Here is a 20,668-nt window from a genome sequence, read left to right as displayed (position 1 = left end):
CTCATCTGTCAACAGTCAACTTGAGTGAAAATGCGTGGTAGAGAACGATAAAGCGCTGATAGTGCAATGACAATGAGCGTGAATGCAACGGGCTCGTGCGTTGCGCTTTGCAATGAAATGAAGGTGAATGCATACTGGGCGTGGTGCGGGCCACCCGCTTCGTACCGGTCGACAGAGAGGTGACCAGCAGCGATGCCCGGAGGCAGACTCACCGACGCGGACCGTCAGCACATCGCCGCGGGGCTCGCGGACGGACTCGGCTACGCCGAGATCGGGCGCGCGCTCGGCCGGCCGGCCTCGACGATCATGCGCGAAGTCACTCGCAACGGCGGACCCGACGACTACCGGGCCGAACGCGCGCAGGCAGCCACCCAGCAGCGCGCACGCCGCCACAAGCAGGCCCAACCGCTCGCGCCACCGATCCCCGACGGTGGTTACGGGCGCGACCCCCGCGCGGTCGCCGACTTCACCGAGTCGTTCACCGCGCTGCTCATCGAACAGGGTCTGCCCCGGATGGAAGCCAGAGTGCTTGCCTGCCTGCAGATCACCGACTCCGGAGCGCTCACCGCCGCCGAGTTGGTCGCGCGACTACGCGTGAGCCCGGCCTCGATCTCCAACGCGGTCGCTTTTCTCGAACAGCAGGGCATGCTGCGCCGAGAACTGGTTCCCGGTGAACGGCGCGAGCGCTACCTCGTCGACGACGACATCTGGCTGCGCAACCTCGTCGCCTCGGTGCAGATGCAGAACTCGTTGTCGGCCATGACCCGGCGCGGCGTCGAGATCCTGGGCCCCGATACCCCGGCCGGCGCCCGCTTCGAACAATCCGCCGAGTTCGTCGCCATCGTCGGCGCGGCACTGCGTCAGGCCATGGAGCAGTGGCGAGTGCGCCTGGCCGAACGCAGCGCCGAACGCGAGTAGCGATCGCGCGACCCCGTGCATCGCCTGCCAGCCGCCGGGTCGTCTCCGGCCCGCCGAAATACGTTCTGCAACAGCCGAATACCGGGTCTAACCCTTGGCTGTGAGGACTATCCGCGCCACCAGCGCTCGGTGATCGGCGCCGGGTACGGCGACAGTTTCGACGCTGGTGGCGCGGGCATTCGCGAGCAGGAAATGGTCGATGCCCACCAGCGGCGGGATGGCCTTGTCGGTCGGGTAGGTGACCAGGTGACCCGCGCCGGCTTGGACCGCCGCGTCGGCGAAACGCCCCGACGCCAGGGCGCGGAAGCGGGCATGGTCGTAGGTGGCGTTGAAATCGCCGCCGGCGATCACGGGGCGATCGGTGGGGGACAGGCGCAGGATCTCGTGCAAGCGGGCGAGCTCGTCGGCCCAGACACCGGTGTCGTAGACGGGCGGGACGGGATGGAAGGCGTAGATCGCGACCGGGCCGAGCTCGGGGACGGTGGCGGTGGCCGAGATCTGATTGAGGACGTAGCCGTCGTATTCGACGGTGTCCGACAACGGGAATCGGCTCCAGATACCGGTACCGCTGGCAGTCTGGCCCGGTGCGAGGTAGCGGTGGGGCAGCAACTCGTCGAGGCCGGCCTGCGACAAGCTCGCCACGGCCGCGCGGGTGAGCTCGTTGACGGTCAGAATGGCGATGTCGCGCGCACGCACCTGGTCGACGAGCGCCCGCGGATCGGCACCATCGAAGAGCAGATTGGCCTGCATCGCCACGATCGGCTGTCCCCGACCACCGTTCTGTGCGACATACAGCGGCACCTGTGTCGCGATCCCCGCGCCCGCCACCACCACGGCCACACCGGTCGCGATCCACTGCCTGGTCACCGTGAAACCGGCGACGCCGAGCACCGCACCGCCCATCAGATAGGGCGCCCCCGAAGCCGCGAGGACGAGCGGCTCCAGCGGCCAGCGGATGAAATGCAAGGCGACCCCGGCAGCGCCGATCGCCGTCGCGGCACCGGCCAGCACGCGGACACCGACTCGGACAACCTGCGCTCGCATCACAACAGCCAAGCACGCCACCGGGACGCAGGCGAATTCCTAGTTCTGCTCACGCCGAGTTCGGCGCGCGAGCAGCGGCGCAAGGGTCCTGAGGGCGGCAGGTGGCGCGACGGGTGCGCGAATGGTGGTAGGAAAGGGGACGTGTCGGCATCTGGCGAGAATTCTGGTTCGAACGGGCGGTCCCGCGCGGAAGACGAGGTGGTGGAGCTGGTCAGCAAGCTGATCCAGTTCGACACCTCCAACACCGGGGAGCTGTCCACCACCAAAGGTGAGCGTGCGTGCGCCGAGTGGGTGGCACAGCAGTTGCACGAGGTCGGTTACGAGACCGAATACGTCGAATCCGGTGCGCCCGGGCGCGGGAACGTGTTCGCGCGGTTGAAGGGCGCCGATTCCAGCCGCGGGGCGCTGATGATCCACGGGCACCTCGATGTGGTGCCCGCCGAGGCCGCCGACTGGAGCGTGCACCCGTTCTCGGGCGCGGTGCGCGACGGCTACGTGTGGGGGCGCGGCGCGATCGACATGAAGGACATGGTCGGGATGACGCTGGCGCTGGCCCGCCAGTTCAAGGCCGAGGGCACGGTTCCGCCGCGCGATCTGGTGTTCGCGTTCCTGGCCGACGAGGAGAACGGCGGCAAATGGGGCTCGCAGTGGCTGGTCGAGCACCGGCCCGACCTGTTCGACGGTGTCACCGAGGCCGTTGGTGAGGTCGGCGGGTTCTCGCTGACCGTGCCCCGCCCCGACGGCACCGAACGCAGGCTCTACCTGGTGGAGACCGCGGAGAAGGGCCTGGGCTGGATGCGGTTGCGTGCCAAGGCCCGCGCCGGGCACGGGTCGTTCCTGCACGAGGACAACGCCGTCACCATCCTCGCCGAAGCTGTCGCGCGCCTGGGCCGCCACACCTTCCCGGTGGTGCTGTCGGACTCGGTGGCCGAGTTCCTCGCCGCGGTCAGCGAGGAGAGCGGGCTGGCGTTCGACCCGCACGGACCCGATATCGAAGGTCAGCTGGCCAAGCTGGGCACCATCTCGCGCATCATCGGCGCCACCCTGCGCGATACCGCGAATCCGACGATGCTGCAGGCCGGGTACAAAGCCAACGTCATCCCCCAGACCGCGGAGGCCGTGGTCGACTGCCGGGTGGTGCCGGGACGGCAGGCGGCGTTCGAACGTGAGGTCGACGAGCTGATCGGACCCGACGTGGAGCGGGAATGGATCACCAAACTCGACTCCTACGAGACCACCTTCGACGGCCACCTCGTCGACGCCATGAACGACGCGGTCCTGGCCCACGACGCCGACGGCCGCACCGTGCCCTACATGCTGTCGGGTGGCACCGACGCGAAAGCGTTCGCCCGCTTGGGGATTCGCTGCTTCGGTTTCGCACCGTTGCAGCTGCCTCCCGAGCTGGACTTCACCGCCCTGTTCCACGGGGTGGACGAGCGGGTGCCGGTGGCATCACTGGAATTCGGCACCCGGGTGCTGGAACACTTCCTTCTGCACAGCTGACCTCGACCCGAAAGGTCCTCGATGACTTACAACCCGTATGACGCGTTGCCGCAGGTGCCCTCGTTCACCGTTACCTCCGCCGACATCACCGATGGTCAGCCCTTGGCCAACGATCAGGTGTCGGGAGTGTTCGGTGCCGGCGGCAAGGACATCTCGCCGCAGCTGAGCTGGTCCGGATTCCCCGAGGGCACGCAGAGTTTCGCGGTGACGGTGTACGACCCGGACGCACCGACCGCGTCGGGGTTCTGGCACTGGGCCGTGGCCAATATTCCGGCATCGGTCACCACCCTCGATACCGGTGCGGGCAGCGAAGGCGGCAGCCTGCCCGCCGGTGCGGTGAACTTGCGCAACGACGGTGGTTTTCCCGGCTTCGTCGGTGCGGGACCGCCGAAAGGCCATGGTCCACACCGGTATTTCGTGGTCGTGCACGCCGTCGACGTGCCCGAACTCGAGGTCGGACCCGACGCCACGCCCGCCTACCTGGGGTTCAACCTGTTCTTCCACACCCTGGCCAGGGCCACCCTGATCGGGACCTACGAACAGAACTGAGAACGCGCAACGGCGGTGGCCCTGAGACTTCCAGGGCCACCGCCGTTTTCGCAACTACTTCACGTTGACGACATGCTCGGGCGGGGTCGCGGCGTAGAGCTCGGCGATGGTCTCGGCGTACTTGTTCGAGATCGGGGTCCGCTTGAGCGACATCTTCGGGGTCAGCTCGTCACCGCCGGGCTCCCACAGGTTCTCGACGATCACGAAACGCTTGATCTGCTCCACCCGCGAGAGCTTGCGGTTGCCCGCGAGCACCGCTTCCCTGACCTCGTCGACGATCTCCTTGCGCCGGGCCAGTTCCGCGTGGGTGGCGTCGGTGGCGCCGAAGTCCTTGGCGCGCAAGGCCGCGACGTCGGGGTCGAGCATGATCAGGGCGGTGATGTAGGCGCGGGCCTCGCCGATCGCGACGGCCTGGCCGATCATCGACGAGGCCGCCTTCATGGCGTTCTCGATATTGGAGGGGGCGATGTTCTTGCCCGCTTCGCTGATGATCAGTTCCTTCTTGCGATCCACGATGCGCAGGTAGCCGTCGGCGTCGAGGGTGCCGATGTCGCCGGTGTGCAGCCAGCCGTCGTCGTCGATCGCCTCGGCGGTCTTGTCGGGCATGTTGCGGTAGCCGGGGGTGATGATCGGGCCGCGCAGCAGCACTTCACCGTCGGCGTCGAGACGCAGTTCGCACCCGTCCATCACCCGGCCGACCGAGCCCGGGCGCGGTTTGTCGAGTTCGGTGTAGGTGCCGACGCCCGCGGTTTCCGACATCCCCCACACCTCGGTGACGGCGAAGCCGAGGCCGAGGAAGTACTCGAGGGTCTCCGGCGGTACCGGCGCGGCACCGGAGGCCGCACACTTCAGCTCCGCGAACCCGAGCGCGTCACGCAGTTTCGCCAGCACGAGCGTGTCGGCGATCTTGTGCTGCACGCCGAGTACCAGCGAACTCTCACCGGCCAGCTTCGCCTTGGCCTGCGCGACGCCGACACCGATCGCCCAGTTGGCCAGTGCCTTCTTGACCGGGCTCGGCTCGACCGCGAGCTTGTTCTCGATCCCCGCCTTGATCTTCTGCCACACCCGCGGCACACCGAAGAACACCGTCGGACGGGCGTCCGGCAGAGCGGCGGCGATCTCCCGCGGATCGGTGACGGTGGTGATCTGGATGCCGGTGAGCAGGCTCATCGCATGCGCGGAGATGCGGTCGGCGACGTGCGCGGCGGGCAGATACGACACCGCGCGGTCGTCGAAACCGACCGGCAGCGGACCCGAGACCAGGCCGACGACCTGGGCGATCACATTGCTCTGGGTGAGCTCGACGCCCTTGGACGGGCCGGTGGTGCCGGAGGTGTAGATCAGGGTGGCCAGGTCGCCGGGTTGGACCGCCTGCCAGGCCGCGTCGAAATCGAAGTCCGGTGCGGGATCGGATTCGAGCTCGGCCAACGTGACGGTGCCCTCGGCGGTGCCGTCGACGATGACGGTGTGCTCGATCTCGGCGCCCGAGGCGCGGATGGTGTCGAGGAACGCCTGCTCGGTGATGACCACCGTGTTGCCCGCGTTGGCGAACACGTGCGCGATCTGTTCGGTGGAGCTGGTGTTGTACACCGAGAACGGGATGGCGCCCAGGTGCAGGGCGGCTGTGTCGATCAGGTTGAACTCGGGTCGGTTGGTGAGCATGATGCCGACCGCGTCACCGTGACGCACACCGAGTTTCGTCAACCCGGCGGCCAGTGCGCGCACCCTCGTCGCATATTCGGCCCAGGTGATCTCCTGGGTGCCACCGACCGTGCGCAAGGCGATCTGGTCGGGCCGCAACGCGGCGGTCTGCTGGAAGGCGGCGGGCACGGTGTGCACCGTGACCCCGGATGCGTGCGCGAAACCGATGTCTGTCATATCCCTGTTCCCATAGGCCGAGCTGGACGCCGAGCCAATGCGAGCGAAACTGCCTCGTTGTCTCGAGACAGGGGCGGCAACAGTGGCGTGGCTCACTTATCGTAACCGGACATACGGGATTACGAGGGGGGTTACCGGCGACCTCGTGGTCGCCACCACGACCGCGCCCGCTCCGATCGCTGCTCGTCGGCGAGCGGATCGGCGGGGATGGTGTGCTGGCGGTGGCGCCGTTTGGCCTGCAGATATTGCCTGCCGCGCGGGGAGTGCAAGGCGATGGTGAGGGCGACGGGCTCGACGGTGATCCCGGCCTCGGTGAGCGCCCGGCACTTGTCGGGGTTGTTGGTGAGCAGCCGGACCCGGGTGAGTTCGAGGTCGCGCAGAGCGTGCGCGGCGGGCTCGTAGCGGCGGGTGTCGGCGTCGAGGCCGAGGCGCCGATAGCTGTCGAAGGTGTCGGTGCCGGACTGTTCGCTCTCCCGGTAGCCGCGGGCCTTCCAGATCAGGCCGGCCCCGCGACCTTCCTGTTCGAGGTAGACGAGCACACCGGCGCCCTCGGCCTGGATGCGGTCCATCGACTCGGTGAGCTCCCCGCCGCAGTCGCAGTCGTCGGAGCCGAGACCCTCGCCGTAGAGGCATCGCGAGTGCACCCGCACGAGGCAGCCGTCGCGGGGCTCACCGAAGAGGAAAAGGTGCCCGCCGTCGTCGCGGTCCGGGATCTCGATCACCCGAATCGGTAGCTGCTTGCCCTGGCGACCCAGTCGGTGTGCGGTATCGGCACCGGTTTCCCCGGTCCTGGCACCGCCGAACGACAGAATGGTCAACGATCCTCCGTGCGTGGACAGGGCGACAAGGCGCCGATGCCGGACAGGCGTGAGCTGAATGTCGCGACCTTACCCCCGGATCAGGCCGGGGGCGCGTACAGGCGCACGATGCGGTCGATCTCCTCGGCACTCGGCATCGACACCGCCACCGCGCCCAGATTCTGGGTCGGAATCATCGCCGCGGTCGCCCACACGAAATCAGTTGCGGTGAGCGGGGTTCCGGAATTGACGAGACGATAGGCCAGCGCGCCGGTGAAGGCGGCGGCGGCACCGACCGAGGCCTTGAGTACCTGCGGGAAATGGTCGATGACTGTCTCGATCGTGTCGGAGGCGACCACACACCGGAAGTTCTCGACTGTGCACACGGTCCCGACTCCGAGGCCGCGCAACAGCCGGGCGATATCGGCGGCGGATTCGGCGGATACATCGGGCAGCAGCGCGTCGAGGTCCGCGGCCGCGCCGACGAGGTAGTCGACCGCGCCCAGATGTCGATACAGGCTCTGCGGTACCGGCATGGCCGGTGTCGGACACACGATAACGGGTGGTTTGGGCCGCATCTGCGACACCATCGACAGCACCTGCTCGATCACCGAAGGTGGCGGTTCGAAACTCAGGATCACCGCATCCGAGGCTTCCAGGGCGGCGCGGAGTTCGGGACGGTGGAGGTCTTCGTCTTGGAGCTGGACGCGATTGTCACGGCAGCCGATGATGCGGCTCTCGCCGTTGGGGGTGATCACCACGGCGGTGACCAGCGACGTCGCGAACGGAACGACCTTGACCAGGTCGAGGTGGACGCGTTCGGATTCGATGAATTCGAGGATGCGACGGCCGTATTCGTCGCCGCCGACGGCACAGACCAGATGCACGCCGATGCCGAGACGGGCTGCCGCGACCGCCCGGTTCAGCCCTTTGCCGCCGGGGTGCCCGGTAAAGCTGCCGCTGGCCGCGTTGTCGGCGGCCGGGAAGGAGTCGACCCGGTAGAGGTGATCGATGACGGCGTCACCGAAGACCGTGACGACACCGCGTTGCGCGGGCACGGCGGTGGGTTGGGCGACGGAGGGTCCGGCCATCGGATAGCCGGAATCGGTGGCGAGCAGCCCGGCGAGCGCGGTGAAGGCGTTGTGTTCGGAGACCGTACGCAACCGTTTGACGGTGGGCGCCTCCGGAACGGGGTCGACATCGAGCAGGGTGTGCAGCGCGATCCACTGCTCGGTCAAGGCCTCTCGACGTTCCCCGAGGTTGTCTGCGTACAGGCGTTCGACATCGACACCCACGCCGGAGCGGTCGCGAAACAGCCCGAGCGAGAGTGCCGCGTCCACGATCAGCCGGTCCGTCGGCGCCAGCCACTGCGTGACCTCGCGCACCACGGGCAGGATCGAGGCCTCGACACTGGCGCCGGTACGCCGTGCGTGCCGACGCACCGACAGCAGCTCTAGCAGCGGCGCAGCGTCGATCTCGGTGTGGCGCAGGCGTTCTGCGTTCAAGCCCGCGTACTTACCCAGCCTGGCCAGGATGGAGCGGATCGCGGCGACGCGGGCATCCTGGGGAACCATCGGCATGCTGCCTCCCGTCCACTTGTCGAGGCCGGCGCGCACCCGATCGGGGCGGACGCCGCACTGCGATCGCCACAATGCCGGGTTTGCCACGCCCGAAATCCGGCAATTACCTACTAACAATGGCAATTGACCAAGACAATTGGCAAATGCCACACTGGATTACGGGGAGTGGATGCCCCGCCAGACGCTCGGGGAGGGCGCAGCGCCCCGCCGGGGAAGGCAGGTCCGCGATGGTTATTCATGGCACCGACGACACGTTACGCAGCGACCGCACGCCGGAATTCGCCCAGCGAACCGACACCGGCGGCTGGCGATTGAGCTGGTTGCCCGAGTACACCCTCACCCGTGAGCAGGCCTGGGCGGGCATGGAGCTCGACGAACTCGTCAGCGATCTCGCCGCTGTGCACGACCGGCTCGCGCACGCCGAGATCAGTGCCCGCGCCGATCTGCTCGGCATCATCTGGCAGCAGGCTCTGATCAAGCTCGCCAAGCGCATCGACGCTCGCCGGGACGGCGACGACGCGCCAGCAGGGGAGTCGTTGCACGATCCACCGGCGCAACTGTCCCGGCTACGCCCGGCCCGATCGATGCACGACGACCGGGCGCCCCAGGCGAACTACGGCTGAGAACTCAGGCCGAGTGGGCGCGGTGCTCGGCGCCGACGGCGTCGGACAGGCGGGCGTAGCCACCCGCGCGCAGGTTGGCGGCGATGCCGCGGTGGACACGGGTGGTCCAGAAGGGGCCACCGTAGATGAACCCGGTGTAGCCCTGCAGCAGGGTGGCCCCGGCAAGGATGCGGGCCCAGGCCTGCTCGGGGGTTTCGATGCCGCCCACCGAGATCAGGACCACCCGATCGCCGACGCGGGTGTAGAGGCGGCGCAGGACCTCCAGCGCACGTTCCGCCACGGGGGCGCCCGACAGCCCGCCCGCGCCCATGGCTTCGACCTCGGCGGCCGGGGTGGCCAGGCCGTCACGGCGGATGGTGGTGTTGGTGGCGACGATGCCCGCCAGACCCAGCTCGACCGCGAGGTCGGCGACGGCGTCGATGTCGTCGTCGGACAGGTCGGGGGCGATCTTCACCAGGACCGGCACCGACACGCTGTCGAGCACAGCCTGCAGGATCGGGCGCAGCGACTCCACGGCCTGCAGGTCACGCAGGCCGGGGGTGTTGGGGGAGGAGACGTTGACGACGACGAAGTCCGCGAGCGGACCGAGTAATCGGGCGCTGGTCGCGTAATCGCCCGCGGCGGCGTCGGGTTCGGTGACCTTGGTCTTGCCGATGTTCGCGCCGATCGGGACGGTGGGGCGCGCGCCGTGCAGGCGAGCGGCCGCGGCGGCGGCACCGTGGTTGTTGAAACCCATCCGGTTGATCAGGGCGTGGTCGGCGGGCAGCCGGAACAGTCGCGGCGCGGGGTTGCCGGGCTGGGCATGCGCGGTGACCGTGCCGATCTCGGCGAATCCGAAACCCAGTGTGCCCCAGGCATTCGCGCCGTCGGCGTTCTTGTCGAAACCGGCGGCCAGACCCAGCGGCGCGGGGAAGTCGACACCGAACGCGGTGGTGGCCAGGATCGGGTCCCCCACCACGGTGAGCTTGCGGGCCAGCCAGCGCGTCGGCGGGAACCAGGTGGCGAAACGCAGCGCGGCGAACACCAGGTGATGCACCCGCTCCGGCGGGATCAGGAACATCAGGCGTAACAGGAGGGCGTACATGGTCGGCTCACAATCCGGGTTCGGGCACAGGCAGGACGGCATTCTTGCGGCGGCGCAACAGCACCCGGCGACTGCCGTCGGTGTAGGCGCGCACCCGGGACAACTCCCAGCCACCGAATTCGGCCTGGATGGCCAGTCGCATCGAGGCGGTGACCCGGTTGACCTCGGGTGGCAGCCGCAGGGGCACGTATTCGTAGTCGTCGTTGCTGGTTTCCCAGCTCGGCGGTAACGCCGAGCGCGCATTGCGAGGTGTGGCCATCACTGCCCTCTCTTTTGCTCTTGCACGCCGATCCGCTGCAGGCCATCGCCCGCGGCCGAGGCGACGAACAGGTCGCCGGTGCGTTCGTCGACGGTGATCGCGTCGGGTTGGCGTAGTGTCGCCAGCCTGGCCACCTCGACACCGATGCCGGTCGACAGGTCGTAGCCGACGACCTCGTTGCTCAGCGTGGCGCTCACCCACACCAGCTCCGACCGCGAGTCGTAAGCGAGCGCGTAAGGCGATGATGATACCGGGAAACGCTGGCGCAGCACGAGCGGACCGGCCGAGTAGACCAGCAGTTCACCGCCCGCGGTGTCGGCCACGATGATGCGGCCGTGCGGGTCGGTGATGGCGTTGGTGGCGCCGTCGCCGGCGCGCAGCATCAGGCCGAGCGCGTCCTCGCGCACCGCGACGACGGCGGTTTGCTTGCGGTCGAGCACAGTGATGTTCTCGCCGGTCACCGCGATCGCGTCGGCCGAGACGAGACCGGTGATCGTGCGGGTGACGGTGCCGTCGGCGTTCAGTTCGCGCACGGTGCCGTCGGCGGTGCCGACGACGAGTGTGCCGTCGGTGCGAGTGTGCACGCTGTGCACGTCACCGTCGACAGCGGTCTCGGTGAGCGCGCCCGTGCCCGCGTCCACCCGCAGAACCCGGTTGGGGGCGGCGACGAGGACCTCTCCCGGCCTGCCCTGAGCCAGCGCCGCGCCGACGGCGGGGAGGGCGACCGCGCGTGAGGTTGCCGGTGCGGCGGGGTCGATCAGCGACAGCGTGGTGCCCGCGGTATCGAGGGCGGCGAGCAGACCGGTCGAGCGTTCGGCGAGCAGTGCTTTGGTCGCGGCCGCGGCGAAGACCCGCCCCGCGGGATCGACCGCGGCGGGCGAGACCGCCGCGGTCGCGGGCGCCCTGGTCGGCACATCGGGACCGCCGTCTTCACCGCTGCACCCGGTCAGTACCACCAAAACCGCCGCGCCGACCAACGCAGAGGCGACCGAGCCACGAGGGCGCATGCACCGAACTCCTTCAATCCGCACGAGGTGACTGCCTTGATCACCATCTGACCATGATGACTCACCAGTAGCTCCGACCGGGTATCTGGCGTCGGAGCTGTCGGTGACGCGCGTTACTGTTGACGTGTCGAGCAATTGATCGCCATGCAACGGCAGGAGATCCCCACGATGACCGACCGGACACCGGCGGGTTTCGGCATCGATGACATCTCTGTGGGACCGTTCGCCCACGGCTTCGGCACCACCGACGACGGTCACCCCTTCGCCTTCCGCACTCACCGCGCCACCCTCACGGTGCAGATCTATCGCGCCGACCTGGGCGACGCGGTGCCCAGATCCGACGACGTGGTGGCCCAAGCTCAGGCGCAGGTGACCGACATCGACCTCGGCGACGAACGCAGCGTCAGCGCCTTCGTGCGCGATCTGCTCCTCGACGCCGACCCTGTCGAGGCGCCCGCAACCAGTGACATCTCCACAGTTCGCGCCATCCTGGGACGGATCAGTGCCGTCATTGATGGTATGTAGATGGTGATGTCTTCCACACTTTCCGCCAGGGCCGCTGCGGCCACCGCCTGCCTCACGGCCCTCGTCGCCCTCGCCGCGTGCGCGGGAACCACCGACGAGGCCTCGGTCGACGCCGCACGGTCTTCGGCCAACGCCTCCCTCGCTTCCTCCGTCGCGACCTCGGCCAGCAAGGCCAATGTGCCGCTGCCGACCGCCCAACAGCTCGACGCGCAGATCAAACGCGCGCTCGACCCCAACCTGCCCGATGTCGAACGCACCGAACTGATCGAAGACGGCGCCGCGTTCTCCGACGCCATCCCCGACATGTACAAGGCGCTGCGCGACAACCCCCACGCGGTGTACGGCGTCGTCGACCCGGTCTTCGACAACCGTGACGGCACACTCACCGCCACCATGCGCCTGGACAAGGACGGTTCGGGCACCAACGTGCGCACCACCATCGTGCATTTCGTGTTGCTCGACGGTAAGTGGAAGATCTCGCGCACCGACCTGTGTGGCATCCTGCGCTCGGCCGACTACCGCACCGCCGCCTGCGGCTGAGATGCGCGAATCTCGATCCATGCGGTGGGGCAGGTTCGTCTACCGCCACCGATTCCTCGTGCTCGGCTTCTTCGTGCTGACCGTGCTGATCTCGGGGTGGTTCGGTCGCGACCTCGCCGACCGCTACACCCAGGAGGGCTGGTTCGACGAGTCGAGTCAGTCGGTGGCGGCGTCCAAACTGGCCGATGACATTTTCGGCCGCGACACCGACGGCGATCTGATCGTCATCTACACCGCCCCACCCGGCACCACTGTCGACGATCCCGCCGTCCGGGGACCGGTGACGGCCGCGCTGGCCGACCTGCGCAAACAGCACGGTGAGCGCATCCACAAGATCGACAGCTACTGGGACAGCCCCTTCTCCGCCAATGCCTCCGACCCGACCAAACAGCACGCCTTCGCCAGCATCGGGCTGGCCGGGGGCGGCGGAACCGCGACGGTCAACAACTACCTCGCGCTGAAACCCCACCTGCACGCCGATGTCCCCGGCGCCGGGCCCGGCGGGACGACAGTGCAGCTGGCAGGGCTGCAGCCGGTGGTCGAGGGCATCAATATCGGGATGCAGCACGACATCAAGCGCGCCGAGATCATCGCCTTGCCGATCGTGGCGATCCTGCTGTATTTCGTGTTCGGTGGGGTGATCGGCGCACTGCTGCCGGTGCTGATCGGTGGGCTCACCATCCTCGGCACCTCCGGGATCTTGCGGGTGCTCACCGCCCATATCGAGGTCAACGTGTTCGCCAGCGCGGTGATGACGTTGGTCGCGCTCGGATTGGCGATCGACTACGGACTGTTCACGGTGACCCGGTTCCGGGAGGAACTCTCGGCCGGGCGATCGGTCGAGGACGCGACCGCGCGGACCGTCGCCACAGCGGGGCGCACGGTGCTGTTCTCCGCGGCGATCATCGCTTTGAGCCTCGGTGCGCTGTTCATCTTCCCGAACGGGGTGCTGCGCTCGGTGCCCTACGGTGGCATCTCCGCGGTGATGCTGGCGGCGCTGCTGTCGGTCACCGCGCTGCCCGCCGCCTTGAGTATCGCCGGCCACCGGATCGACTGGCTGGGCTGGAAACGTTTCTCGCGCAGCAAGACCGAAGCCGAGATCGATGCCGGGTTCTTCTCCCGGCTGGCGCAGTGGGCGATGCGACGGCCGTGGGCGGTGGTGATCCCGATCGTGCTCGGACTGCTCGCGCTCAGTATTCCGTTGCGCCACATCGAGTTCGGTGGGATCAGCGAGAAATACCTGGCTGCCGACAACCCCGCGCGGGTGGCTCAGGAAGACTTCGATCACCTGTTTCCCGGTTTTCGCACCGAACCGCTGAAACTGATCGTGGTCGGTGCCTCACCCCAGCAGTTGAGCGATATCCGGTTCGAGGCCAATCAAGTTCCCGGACTGACCGGGCGGTTCGAACCTGCGGCGGCGACCAAGGACAACGTCAACGTGCTCTCCGCCGGGCTCGGCGACAAACGCGACGCCGACCGCGTGATCGACGCACTGCGTGCGCTGCCCGCCCCACCGGGCGTGCAGGTGATGGTCGCCGGCATCCCCGCGCTCGAACGCGACAGCATCAACGGGTTGATCGACGGGTTGCCACTGCTGTTGGCGATCCTGATCGCGGCGGCGCTGGCATTGATGATCGTGGCGTTCCGGTCGGTGATCCTGGCGGTGAAGGCCGTCGCGATGAGCGCGCTCAGCCTGGTCTCGACCCTGGGTGTGCTGACCTGGATCTTCGTGGAAGGGCACGGGTCCGGGGCATTCCAGTTCACGCCGGGACCGCTGATGTTCGCGGTCGTCGCGTTGATCGTGACGGTGATCTTCGGATTGTCCACCGACTACGAGGTGTTCCTGCTGTCCCGGATCGCCGAGAAACGGGCCGCGGGCGCCGATGCCGCCGAATCCATCCGCTACGGCGTGGCCCACACCGGCGGGGTGATCACCTCGGCGGCCGCGATCCTGATCGTGGTGACCGGCGCGTTCGGCTTCTCGGATCTGGTGCTGATGAAATACATCGCCTACGGGATGATCGTGGCCCTGATCATCGACGCCACGATCATCCGAATGGTGCTCACACCGGCCCTGCTGAAGATCATCTGGAAATAGCCCGCTCAGAACTGCTGATTGCCGTAATCACGGAACCAGGCCACGATCTGGTCGTGGTCGGCGGTTGTGGCCAGTGCCAGCAGGAGCAGCAGGCGTGCCTTCTTGGGTGCGAGGTCGCCGCCGCTGACGACGCCCATACTCGGGTCGACGGTGATCGCGCCCGAGCCGTAGCCGTTGGTGGCGACCAGGGCGATGCCCTTGGTCGCCATCGCGGCGCTCGCCTGGCTCGGAGACGGAGTGCCCGCGAACACGATGCCCTTGGCGCCCGCGGCGACGGCGGCGGTGATGGGCTCGGCGGGGGCGTCGAGGTAGCTGTGGGCGATGTCGACACGGGGGAGGGTGTCGCGGGGGATCGTGGTGAGGTCGAACGGGGTCGTCCAGCGGGCGGGGTCGTCGCAGTGCCGGATGCGGGCGGGGGCGCGTTGCACGCGGATGCCGGCCTGGTCGATGGTGCCGAGGTCGCCGTATTCGTGGGTGGTGAAGGTGTGTACGCGGGTCGAGTCGGTTTTGGTGGCGTCGCGGGCGGGCAGGATCTGCTCGTTGAGGGCGATGACCGTGCCGAAACAGGTGGTGCGGTTGCTCGCCGCGAGGCGGATCGCGTTGTACAGGTTGATCGGTCCGTCGCTGCCGATCGCGGTCCACGGTCGCATCGCCCCGGTCACCACCACCGGTTTCGTGCTGCGCACGGTGAGGTCGAGGAAGTAACTCAGTTCTTCCATGGTGGCCGAACCGGTGCTGACCACGACCGAATCATGGTCGCGGAGGCGACGTTCGACCAGCTGCGCCAGGTCGTAGAGGTCGGCGACGGTGTATTCGCCGGATCCCTTCTGCCCGAAGTCCTCGGTGGTCACGGCGGCGACGTCACCGATTTCGGGGCGCAGCGAGTCGACGAGTTCGGCGATCGGGCGGGTGCCCGGCCGATAGCTTTCGAGGTCGGTGCGCCGGTCGGAGGTGCCTGCGATGGTGCCGCCGAGGCCGATCACCGCGACTCGTTGCGCGGCACCGGTCGGTGCGGAGTCGGCTGAGCTGACACCGATTCCGGCACCGGCGACGGTTCCGGCGAGAGCGATCGTGGCGGCGATCTTCGAGACTGTGGGCATATCACTCACGCTAGGAACGCCACCTGCCCGACCACATCACTCCCGCGCGGTACCTCGATCTGATACCGAGGTACCGCGCGGGCCAGATCAGATCGTCTTGATGATGCCGCCGTCGATCACCACGTCGGCGCCGAGGATGTTGGCGGACTTGGCCGAGGCGAGGAAGGCGATCAGCGCGGCGACCTCGTCGGGTTCGGAGATCCGGCGCGAGGCGATGTCGAACTGTTCGGGCAGCGCCTCGAGCAGTTGCTCGTGGGAGATGCCTTGGGCGGCAGCCAGTTTGGCGCCGATGCGGTGTTCGTCGCGCCAGATCCTGGTGCCGACGGGGCCGGGGGAGACGGTGTTGACCCGCACGCCCTGCGGGCCGAACTCCTCGCTGAGCCGTTTGCCGAGGGAGGTGAGGGCGGCTTTGGCTTCGCTGTAGCCGGTGGGGCCCACCGCGGGCAGGTGTGCGTTGATGGACGAGACGTTGATGATGGTGCCGCGGCGATCGAGCAGGCTCGGCAGCGCCGCGCGGGTGGCCCGGATCGCGCTGAACAGGTTGATGTCGAGGAAGTGGTGCCACTGGTCGTCGGTGGTGTCGAGGAACCCGGCCAGCGTGAGCCGATCCGGGTCGCCGCCGCCGACATTGTTGACCAGGATGTCGATGCCGCCGAGTTCCTCCAGCGCGGTGTCGATGACTGTGGCGACGCCCTGCGCGGTCCCCAGATCGGCGGCGACCGTCGCGGCCGCGACCTTGTCGAGCTCGGGAGTGATCGTGCGTGCGGCGCCGACGACACGCACGCCCTCCGCGGCGAGTGTTTCGGCGACGGCCAGACCGATGCCGCGTGAGGCTCCGGTGACGACGGCGGTCTTGCCGGTGAGTTCGAGATCCATGCTCGTACCTTTCTTGAACTACAGGTCAATAATTAGGGCATGCGGAAAGTGCTGGCGGGAAGAAGGGTTTCAGAGGGTGGTCAGTGCTACGTCGACGAGGCGGTACAGCTGGGCGGCATCGTTGGTCTTCGCCATGAGACGCAGACCCGCGCTGGTGGTGAACAACAGGGCCGCAATCGAATTCGGGTCCACCTCACGGTCGACGTCGCCGTCGCGGCGGCCCTGGTCGATACGGGCTGCCAGGGTGGCGACGATGCGTTGTTCGATGCCGCGCAACACCGCGGTGGCTGCCGCGTCGTGACCGCCGAGTTCTGCCGCGGTGTTGACGGCGAGGCAGCCGCGCCGGGTCGGCGAGGCCATGTCGAGATCGACCGCGGCGCGCAGGTATTCGCGCAGACACTCGCGGGTGGTTCCGGGCCGGGACATGTAATCCTCGGCCATGGCCACGCCGAGTCGGCCGTAGCGGTCGAGAACGATGTCGAACAGGGCGCGTTTGCTGCCGAAGGTGTTGTACAGGCTGCCTTTCCCGATGCCGGTGGCATCGGCGAGCTGTGCGGGGGAGGTGTTGGCGTAGCCGTGGGTCCAGAACTGGTCCATCGCGCGGTCGAGGACCGTGTCGGTGTCGAAGTTCTGGGGCCTGGCCATGTCTCGACGGTAGACGTTCTATACCTCTAGGTCAATAACTCGGGCGAAAGATCGTGGCCGTGCGTGCCACGATCTCGTGCGCTACTTGCCGATGATGCCGAAAGCGTTGCCGTCGGTGTCTTCCAGGACGCAGATACGGGCGCCGGGGCTGACTTCGCGCGGGGCGGTCCGTTCGGTCGCGCCCGCGGCGATCGCCGCTGCTCTGGCCTTGTCCACATCGTCGACTCCGGCGAAGGCGACCGGACCCGCCGTGACGTCACCGCTGGGGTCGAGGCCGATCTGGACGTCTCCGACTGCCCAGCCGACGTAGTACGGCTCGTCGGTGTGGGGTTCGCCGTAGAGGGTGGTGTAGACGGCTTTCGTCGCGGCCAGATCGGATACGGGGATGACGACGCTGGCGATGGTGGGGCTCATCGGATCTCCTCTTACGATAGGAGCGAGCCACGTTCGCGAGCGACGAGTGGACCGATCGTCGTGTGCGATGGTGACCGCGGTGGACGAATGACCTCGGCGCCCAGCCTACTCAGCCCCGCTCAGCCCTCCGTCGCTGCTGCGGCCCGCGTGTCGACGCTTCCTCGGCACGGTCGCGTTCGATCAGGACGAACCCGTTGCGTCAGTGGTGACCGCGTTCGGGCAAGACGAGTTGGGCGCCGGTAGTCGGGTGGTCGAAGACGTCGACGGGGTGGTGGTAAACGGCGGTGAGCAGTTCGCGGGTGAGGATCTCGCGCGGGGGGCCGTCGGCGGCGACGCGTCCCGCGTCCAAGACGGTGACCCGGTCGGCGTAGGCGGCGGCGACCCCCAGGTCGTGGACCACGACGACCACAGCGGCGCCCTCGGCGGCGCGGGTGGCGGCCAAGCGCAGGACGGCTTCCTGGTGACCGAGGTCGAGGGCCGCGGTCGGTTCGTCCAGCAGCAGGGTGGCGGTGTCCTGGGCCAGAACGCGAGCCAGGGCCACCCGGGCACGCTCGCCGCCCGACAACGACGGGAACACGCGCGTGGCGAGGTGGGTGACGTCGGTGGCGGCCAGTGCCGCGGTGATGAGGGCGTCGTCGTCGCCGGCGGCGGGCGTGTGCAGCCACGGGGCGCGGCCCATGGCGACGACCTCACGCGCGGTGAACGGGAAGCCCACGGCGTGCGATTGGGGCAGCACCGCGCGGCGGCGGGCCATATCGGCGGGGGTCCAGTGCGAGAGCGCGTGGCCTTCGAGTTTGACCGTGCCTGCGCTGGGCTCGAGTTCGCCGGCGAGCGCGGCGAGCAGGCTGGACTTGCCCGCACCGTTCGGGCCGACGAGCGCGACGATCTCTCCGGCCGCGACCTGGAAGTCGACCTCGTCGAGGACGGTACGGGTGCCCCGCTCGACGGTGAGCCCGGTGGCGCGCAGGGTGACGGCGCCGAGCTCCGGGCGCGTGGGCACGTCGGGGGTTCGTGCGAACAGCGAACGCCAGGATGCGCGGCGCTCGCGGGTGGTGTCGGTCATCCCCAACCTCCTGCGCGGGCACGGGTGCGGCGCAGCAGCCAGAAGAAGAACGGGCCGCCGATCAGGGAGGTGAGCATGCCCAGTGGCAGGTCCGCGTTGTGGACCAGCGTGCGGGCGACGACGTCGGCACCGAGCAGCACCACCGCGCCCACGATCGCGCTGAGCGGGACGAGCACCCGGTGGCCGGGGCCGACCATCATGCGCACCAGGTGCGGCACGATCAGGCCGACGAACAAGATGATGCCGCTGAACGCCACGCCCGCGGCGGTGAGCACGGCGACCACCACGATCACCTGCCTGCGCAGCCGCTCCACGTCGACACCGAGGTGGCGGGCCGCGGAATCGCCGAGCGCGAGCAGATCCAGGCGTGGTGCGATGAGAATCGCGGCCAGGATGCCGACCGAGGCCAGCGCCGCCACCACCGCCACCGACTGCCAGGTGGCGCCGTTGAGGCTGCCGAGCTGCCAGAACACGATCTGATCCCGCGCGGCGGGGCTGGCGACGAACAGCAGCAGCGCGATCAACCCGCCGGCGAAGGCGTTGATCGCGACACCGGTGAGGATGAGGGTCACCACTTCGGTGCGACCGCCCGACCTCGACAGCACGTAGACCAGCGCGGTGGTGATCAGACCGGCGACGAAGGCGGCCGCTGCCACCGACCACGCGGCGACGAACGCGCCGCCGACCACGATCACGGTGCCCGCCCCGACCGCCGCGCCGGCCGACACCCCGATGACGCCGGGTTCGGCCAGCGGATTGGCGAACACGCCCTGCAGCAACGCACCCGCTGTCGCGAGCGAGGCGCCGACCAGGACGGCCAGGGCCACGCGAGGGAACCGCACCTCCCACAGCGTCACCTCACCGGCCGGATGCGCGGGCAGGGGCCCGATATCGAGGCCGATCCGGTGCGCCACGCTGCCGAGCACCTCGGCGGCGGTCGTGGGGACCTGCCCGAGCACCGCCGACACCACGGCCAGCACGAGCAGGGCGAGCAGCGCGACCGCGAACACGACGGTCACGCGCGTGGCCCGGTGCGCGGTGGGCGGCAGCGGATCAGGAGTGGAGTCGGTGATCCGCGGGGCGTTCGCGGACTCGGTCAGGTCGGGCACCTCGCTCATGCGGTGTCCACCCGGCACGGTTGCTGATCGCTCATGCCGATTTGCCGTAGACAGCGTCGGACAGCGCGGAGACGACGCGGCCGGTGTTGGGGCCGAAGCTGAGGATCACCGCGTCGGACATGTCGACCACGCGCCGATTGCGCCCCGCCGGAGTCTGGGCGATGCCGGGCACCTTCTCCAGTCCCTCGACGCCACCCACCGATTTCAGCCCGTCCGACATCACGAGCAACACATCGGGGGCGGCGGCGATCATCGCCTCGCTGGTGATGGACACGAACGGTTCGTTCACCCCGGAGGCGGTGCCCGCGTCCACGCCACCGATCGCGGTGATCAGCGAATCGGCGCCCGAGCCGCGTCCGGCGATCATGGTGATCGCGGCACTGCGCAGATACAGGAACGCGATCTTGGGCTGTGGATCCTGCTTCGGCACGCGGGCGGTCGCGGCGGCGATCTCGTCGTGGGTGCGCGCGCCGAGCTGCTTGCCCGCCTCGGGAACGCCCAGTGCGGTGGCCACGGCCTCGATCTGCGGGACGACGCCGTCCATGCTGCGCTCGGGGTCGAAGTAGACGACGGTCACCCCGGCTGCGCGTAGCTGCTCACGCACGGCGGGGGCCGCGCTGGTGGTGTCGGTGAGGAACACCGACGGGCGCAGGTTCAGGACCGCTTCGACGCTGAGGCTGCCGTTGCCACCGGCCACATTGGGCACGGACGCGACGGCGGGGAACGAGGCCGAGGTGCTGCGGCCGACGAGGTTCGCGCCGAGGCCGAGGGCCCAGACGGTTTGGGCGAGGGTGCCGTACCGGTCGACGGCGATGATCCGCGAGGTGTCGGTGATCGTCACATCGGTGCCGTCATGGGACTTCACCGTCACCGGCAATCGCGGACTCGGCGCGGGTCCGATCGGTACGGGGTCGAGGTCGGCGAGCTGGGCTGTCACCGGCCCACCGGAATTGGCAGTCGATGCAGGATTGCTTGCGGTGCAAGCGACGGCGCCGGTCAGCACCGTCGCCGCGAGCATCGCCGTCAGCACACCACGCAGTTTCATGC

Annotated in this window: 21 protein-coding genes; 7 read left to right on the top strand and 14 right to left on the bottom strand. The window is 68.5% G+C overall.

The window, feature by feature from the left end:
• Positions 1-192: 192 nt before the first annotated feature.
• Entirely contained in the window at positions 193-918 is a 726-nt protein-coding gene (locus ACFQ9R_RS17900) for a helix-turn-helix domain-containing protein (protein WP_378991856.1), read from the top strand.
• Positions 919-1,005: 87 nt separating this feature from the next.
• Here the strand turns inward: ACFQ9R_RS17900 and ACFQ9R_RS17895 are convergent, their stop codons facing one another.
• Entirely contained in the window at positions 1,006-1,962 is a 957-nt protein-coding gene (locus ACFQ9R_RS17895; RefSeq protein WP_378991855.1) for an endonuclease/exonuclease/phosphatase family protein, read from the bottom strand.
• Between the two features lie 141 nt (positions 1,963-2,103).
• Here ACFQ9R_RS17895 and ACFQ9R_RS17890 point away from each other — a divergent pair, with 141 nt between their 5' ends.
• Entirely contained in the window at positions 2,104-3,465 is a 1,362-nt protein-coding gene (locus tag ACFQ9R_RS17890) for a M20/M25/M40 family metallo-hydrolase (RefSeq protein WP_378991853.1), read from the top strand.
• 21 nt (positions 3,466-3,486) lie between these two features.
• Positions 3,487-4,014: a YbhB/YbcL family Raf kinase inhibitor-like protein gene (locus ACFQ9R_RS17885; protein ID WP_378991852.1), complete on the top strand. Its 528-nt coding sequence runs from the start codon at positions 3,487-3,489 to the stop codon at positions 4,012-4,014.
• A gap of 54 nt (positions 4,015-4,068) precedes the next feature.
• Here ACFQ9R_RS17885 and ACFQ9R_RS17880 read toward each other — a convergent pair whose 3' ends face one another.
• From ACFQ9R_RS17880 to ACFQ9R_RS17870, 3 genes are all read right to left on the bottom strand, one after another.
• The gene (locus ACFQ9R_RS17880) at positions 4,069-5,892 is read right to left on the bottom strand and encodes an AMP-dependent synthetase/ligase (protein WP_378991851.1); all 1,824 of its coding nucleotides are present in this window, start codon (positions 5,890-5,892) and stop codon (positions 4,069-4,071) included.
• Between the two features lie 131 nt (positions 5,893-6,023).
• Entirely contained in the window at positions 6,024-6,710 is a 687-nt protein-coding gene (gene ribA, locus ACFQ9R_RS17875) for a GTP cyclohydrolase II RibA (RefSeq protein ID WP_378991850.1), read from the bottom strand.
• Positions 6,711-6,790: 80 nt separating this feature from the next.
• Positions 6,791-8,419, bottom strand: coding sequence for a PfkB family carbohydrate kinase (locus ACFQ9R_RS17870; protein ID WP_378991849.1), 1,629 nt, complete (start codon positions 8,417-8,419; stop codon positions 6,791-6,793).
• A 77-nt stretch (positions 8,420-8,496) separates the two neighbouring features.
• Here ACFQ9R_RS17870 and ACFQ9R_RS17865 point away from each other — a divergent pair, with 77 nt between their 5' ends.
• Positions 8,497-8,892, top strand: coding sequence for a hypothetical protein (locus ACFQ9R_RS17865; RefSeq protein WP_378991848.1), 396 nt, complete (start codon positions 8,497-8,499; stop codon positions 8,890-8,892).
• A 4-nt stretch (positions 8,893-8,896) separates the two neighbouring features.
• Here the strand turns inward: ACFQ9R_RS17865 and ACFQ9R_RS17860 are convergent, their stop codons facing one another.
• From ACFQ9R_RS17860 to ACFQ9R_RS17850, 3 genes are read right to left on the bottom strand one after another with little or no spacing between them, the layout of a single operon-like run.
• Entirely contained in the window at positions 8,897-9,976 is a 1,080-nt protein-coding gene (locus tag ACFQ9R_RS17860) for a quinone-dependent dihydroorotate dehydrogenase (protein ID WP_378991846.1), read from the bottom strand.
• Between the two features lie 7 nt (positions 9,977-9,983).
• Positions 9,984-10,235 carry a DUF5703 family protein gene (locus ACFQ9R_RS17855; RefSeq protein ID WP_378652767.1) on the bottom strand — a complete coding sequence of 84 codons (252 nt, stop codon included), beginning with the start codon at positions 10,233-10,235 and terminating at the stop codon, positions 9,984-9,986.
• Complete coding sequence (locus tag ACFQ9R_RS17850) at positions 10,235-11,242, bottom strand: YncE family protein (protein WP_378991845.1); 1,008 nt, start codon at positions 11,240-11,242, stop codon at positions 10,235-10,237. Before ACFQ9R_RS17850 ends, ACFQ9R_RS17855 begins: the two co-directional genes overlap by 1 nt.
• 168 nt (positions 11,243-11,410) lie before the next feature.
• Here ACFQ9R_RS17850 and ACFQ9R_RS17845 point away from each other — a divergent pair, with 168 nt between their 5' ends.
• Genes ACFQ9R_RS17845 through ACFQ9R_RS17835 form a run of 3 tightly spaced genes read left to right on the top strand, consistent with a single transcriptional unit; the run spans position 11,411 to position 14,405 of the window.
• Entirely contained in the window at positions 11,411-11,767 is a 357-nt protein-coding gene (locus ACFQ9R_RS17845) for a hypothetical protein (protein ID WP_378629053.1), read from the top strand.
• 6 nt (positions 11,768-11,773) lie between these two features.
• A complete protein-coding gene (locus ACFQ9R_RS17840) occupies positions 11,774-12,307 on the top strand; it encodes a hypothetical protein (protein WP_378991844.1) in 534 nt (177 codons plus the stop codon).
• Positions 12,308-12,326: 19 nt separating this feature from the next.
• Complete coding sequence (locus tag ACFQ9R_RS17835; protein WP_378991843.1) at positions 12,327-14,405, top strand: MMPL family transporter; 2,079 nt, start codon at positions 12,327-12,329, stop codon at positions 14,403-14,405.
• Positions 14,406-14,410: 5 nt separating this feature from the next.
• On the opposite strand, the gene ACFQ9R_RS17830 is transcribed toward ACFQ9R_RS17835, so the two are convergent.
• The 7 genes from ACFQ9R_RS17830 to ACFQ9R_RS17800 all read right to left on the bottom strand — a co-directional run bounded on the left by ACFQ9R_RS17830 (position 14,411) and on the right by ACFQ9R_RS17800 (position 20,666).
• Positions 14,411-15,505: an asparaginase gene (locus tag ACFQ9R_RS17830; RefSeq protein ID WP_378991841.1), complete on the bottom strand. Its 1,095-nt coding sequence runs from the start codon at positions 15,503-15,505 to the stop codon at positions 14,411-14,413.
• An 87-nt stretch (positions 15,506-15,592) separates the two neighbouring features.
• Positions 15,593-16,381, bottom strand: a complete 789-nt coding sequence (locus ACFQ9R_RS17825; protein ID WP_378991839.1) for an SDR family oxidoreductase — start codon at positions 16,379-16,381, stop codon at positions 15,593-15,595.
• Between the two features lie 69 nt (positions 16,382-16,450).
• The gene (locus tag ACFQ9R_RS17820; RefSeq protein ID WP_378991838.1) at positions 16,451-17,026 is read right to left on the bottom strand and encodes a TetR/AcrR family transcriptional regulator; all 576 of its coding nucleotides are present in this window, start codon (positions 17,024-17,026) and stop codon (positions 16,451-16,453) included.
• An 81-nt stretch (positions 17,027-17,107) separates the two neighbouring features.
• Positions 17,108-17,440 (bottom strand): VOC family protein, encoded by a 333-nt coding sequence (locus ACFQ9R_RS17815; protein ID WP_378991837.1) that lies wholly within the window; start codon positions 17,438-17,440, stop codon positions 17,108-17,110.
• Positions 17,441-17,639: 199 nt separating this feature from the next.
• Positions 17,640-18,503, bottom strand: a complete 864-nt coding sequence (locus ACFQ9R_RS17810; protein ID WP_378991836.1) for a heme ABC transporter ATP-binding protein — start codon at positions 18,501-18,503, stop codon at positions 17,640-17,642.
• On the bottom strand, positions 18,500-19,621 hold the full coding sequence (locus ACFQ9R_RS17805) for a FecCD family ABC transporter permease (protein WP_378991835.1): 1,122 nt from the start codon (positions 19,619-19,621) through the stop codon (positions 18,500-18,502). The genes ACFQ9R_RS17810 and ACFQ9R_RS17805 overlap by 4 nt, the downstream gene beginning before the upstream one ends.
• 31 nt (positions 19,622-19,652) lie before the next feature.
• Positions 19,653-20,666, bottom strand: a complete 1,014-nt coding sequence (locus ACFQ9R_RS17800; RefSeq protein WP_378991834.1) for a hemin ABC transporter substrate-binding protein — start codon at positions 20,664-20,666, stop codon at positions 19,653-19,655.
• Positions 20,667-20,668 lie beyond the last annotated feature (2 nt).

The organism is Nocardia sp. NPDC056541 (genome assembly GCF_042794235.1).
Classification (GTDB): Bacteria; Actinomycetota; Actinomycetes; order Mycobacteriales; family Mycobacteriaceae; genus Nocardia.
Note: the sequence above shows the minus strand (reverse complement) of the source record. Positions and strands in the feature narration are given on the sequence as shown.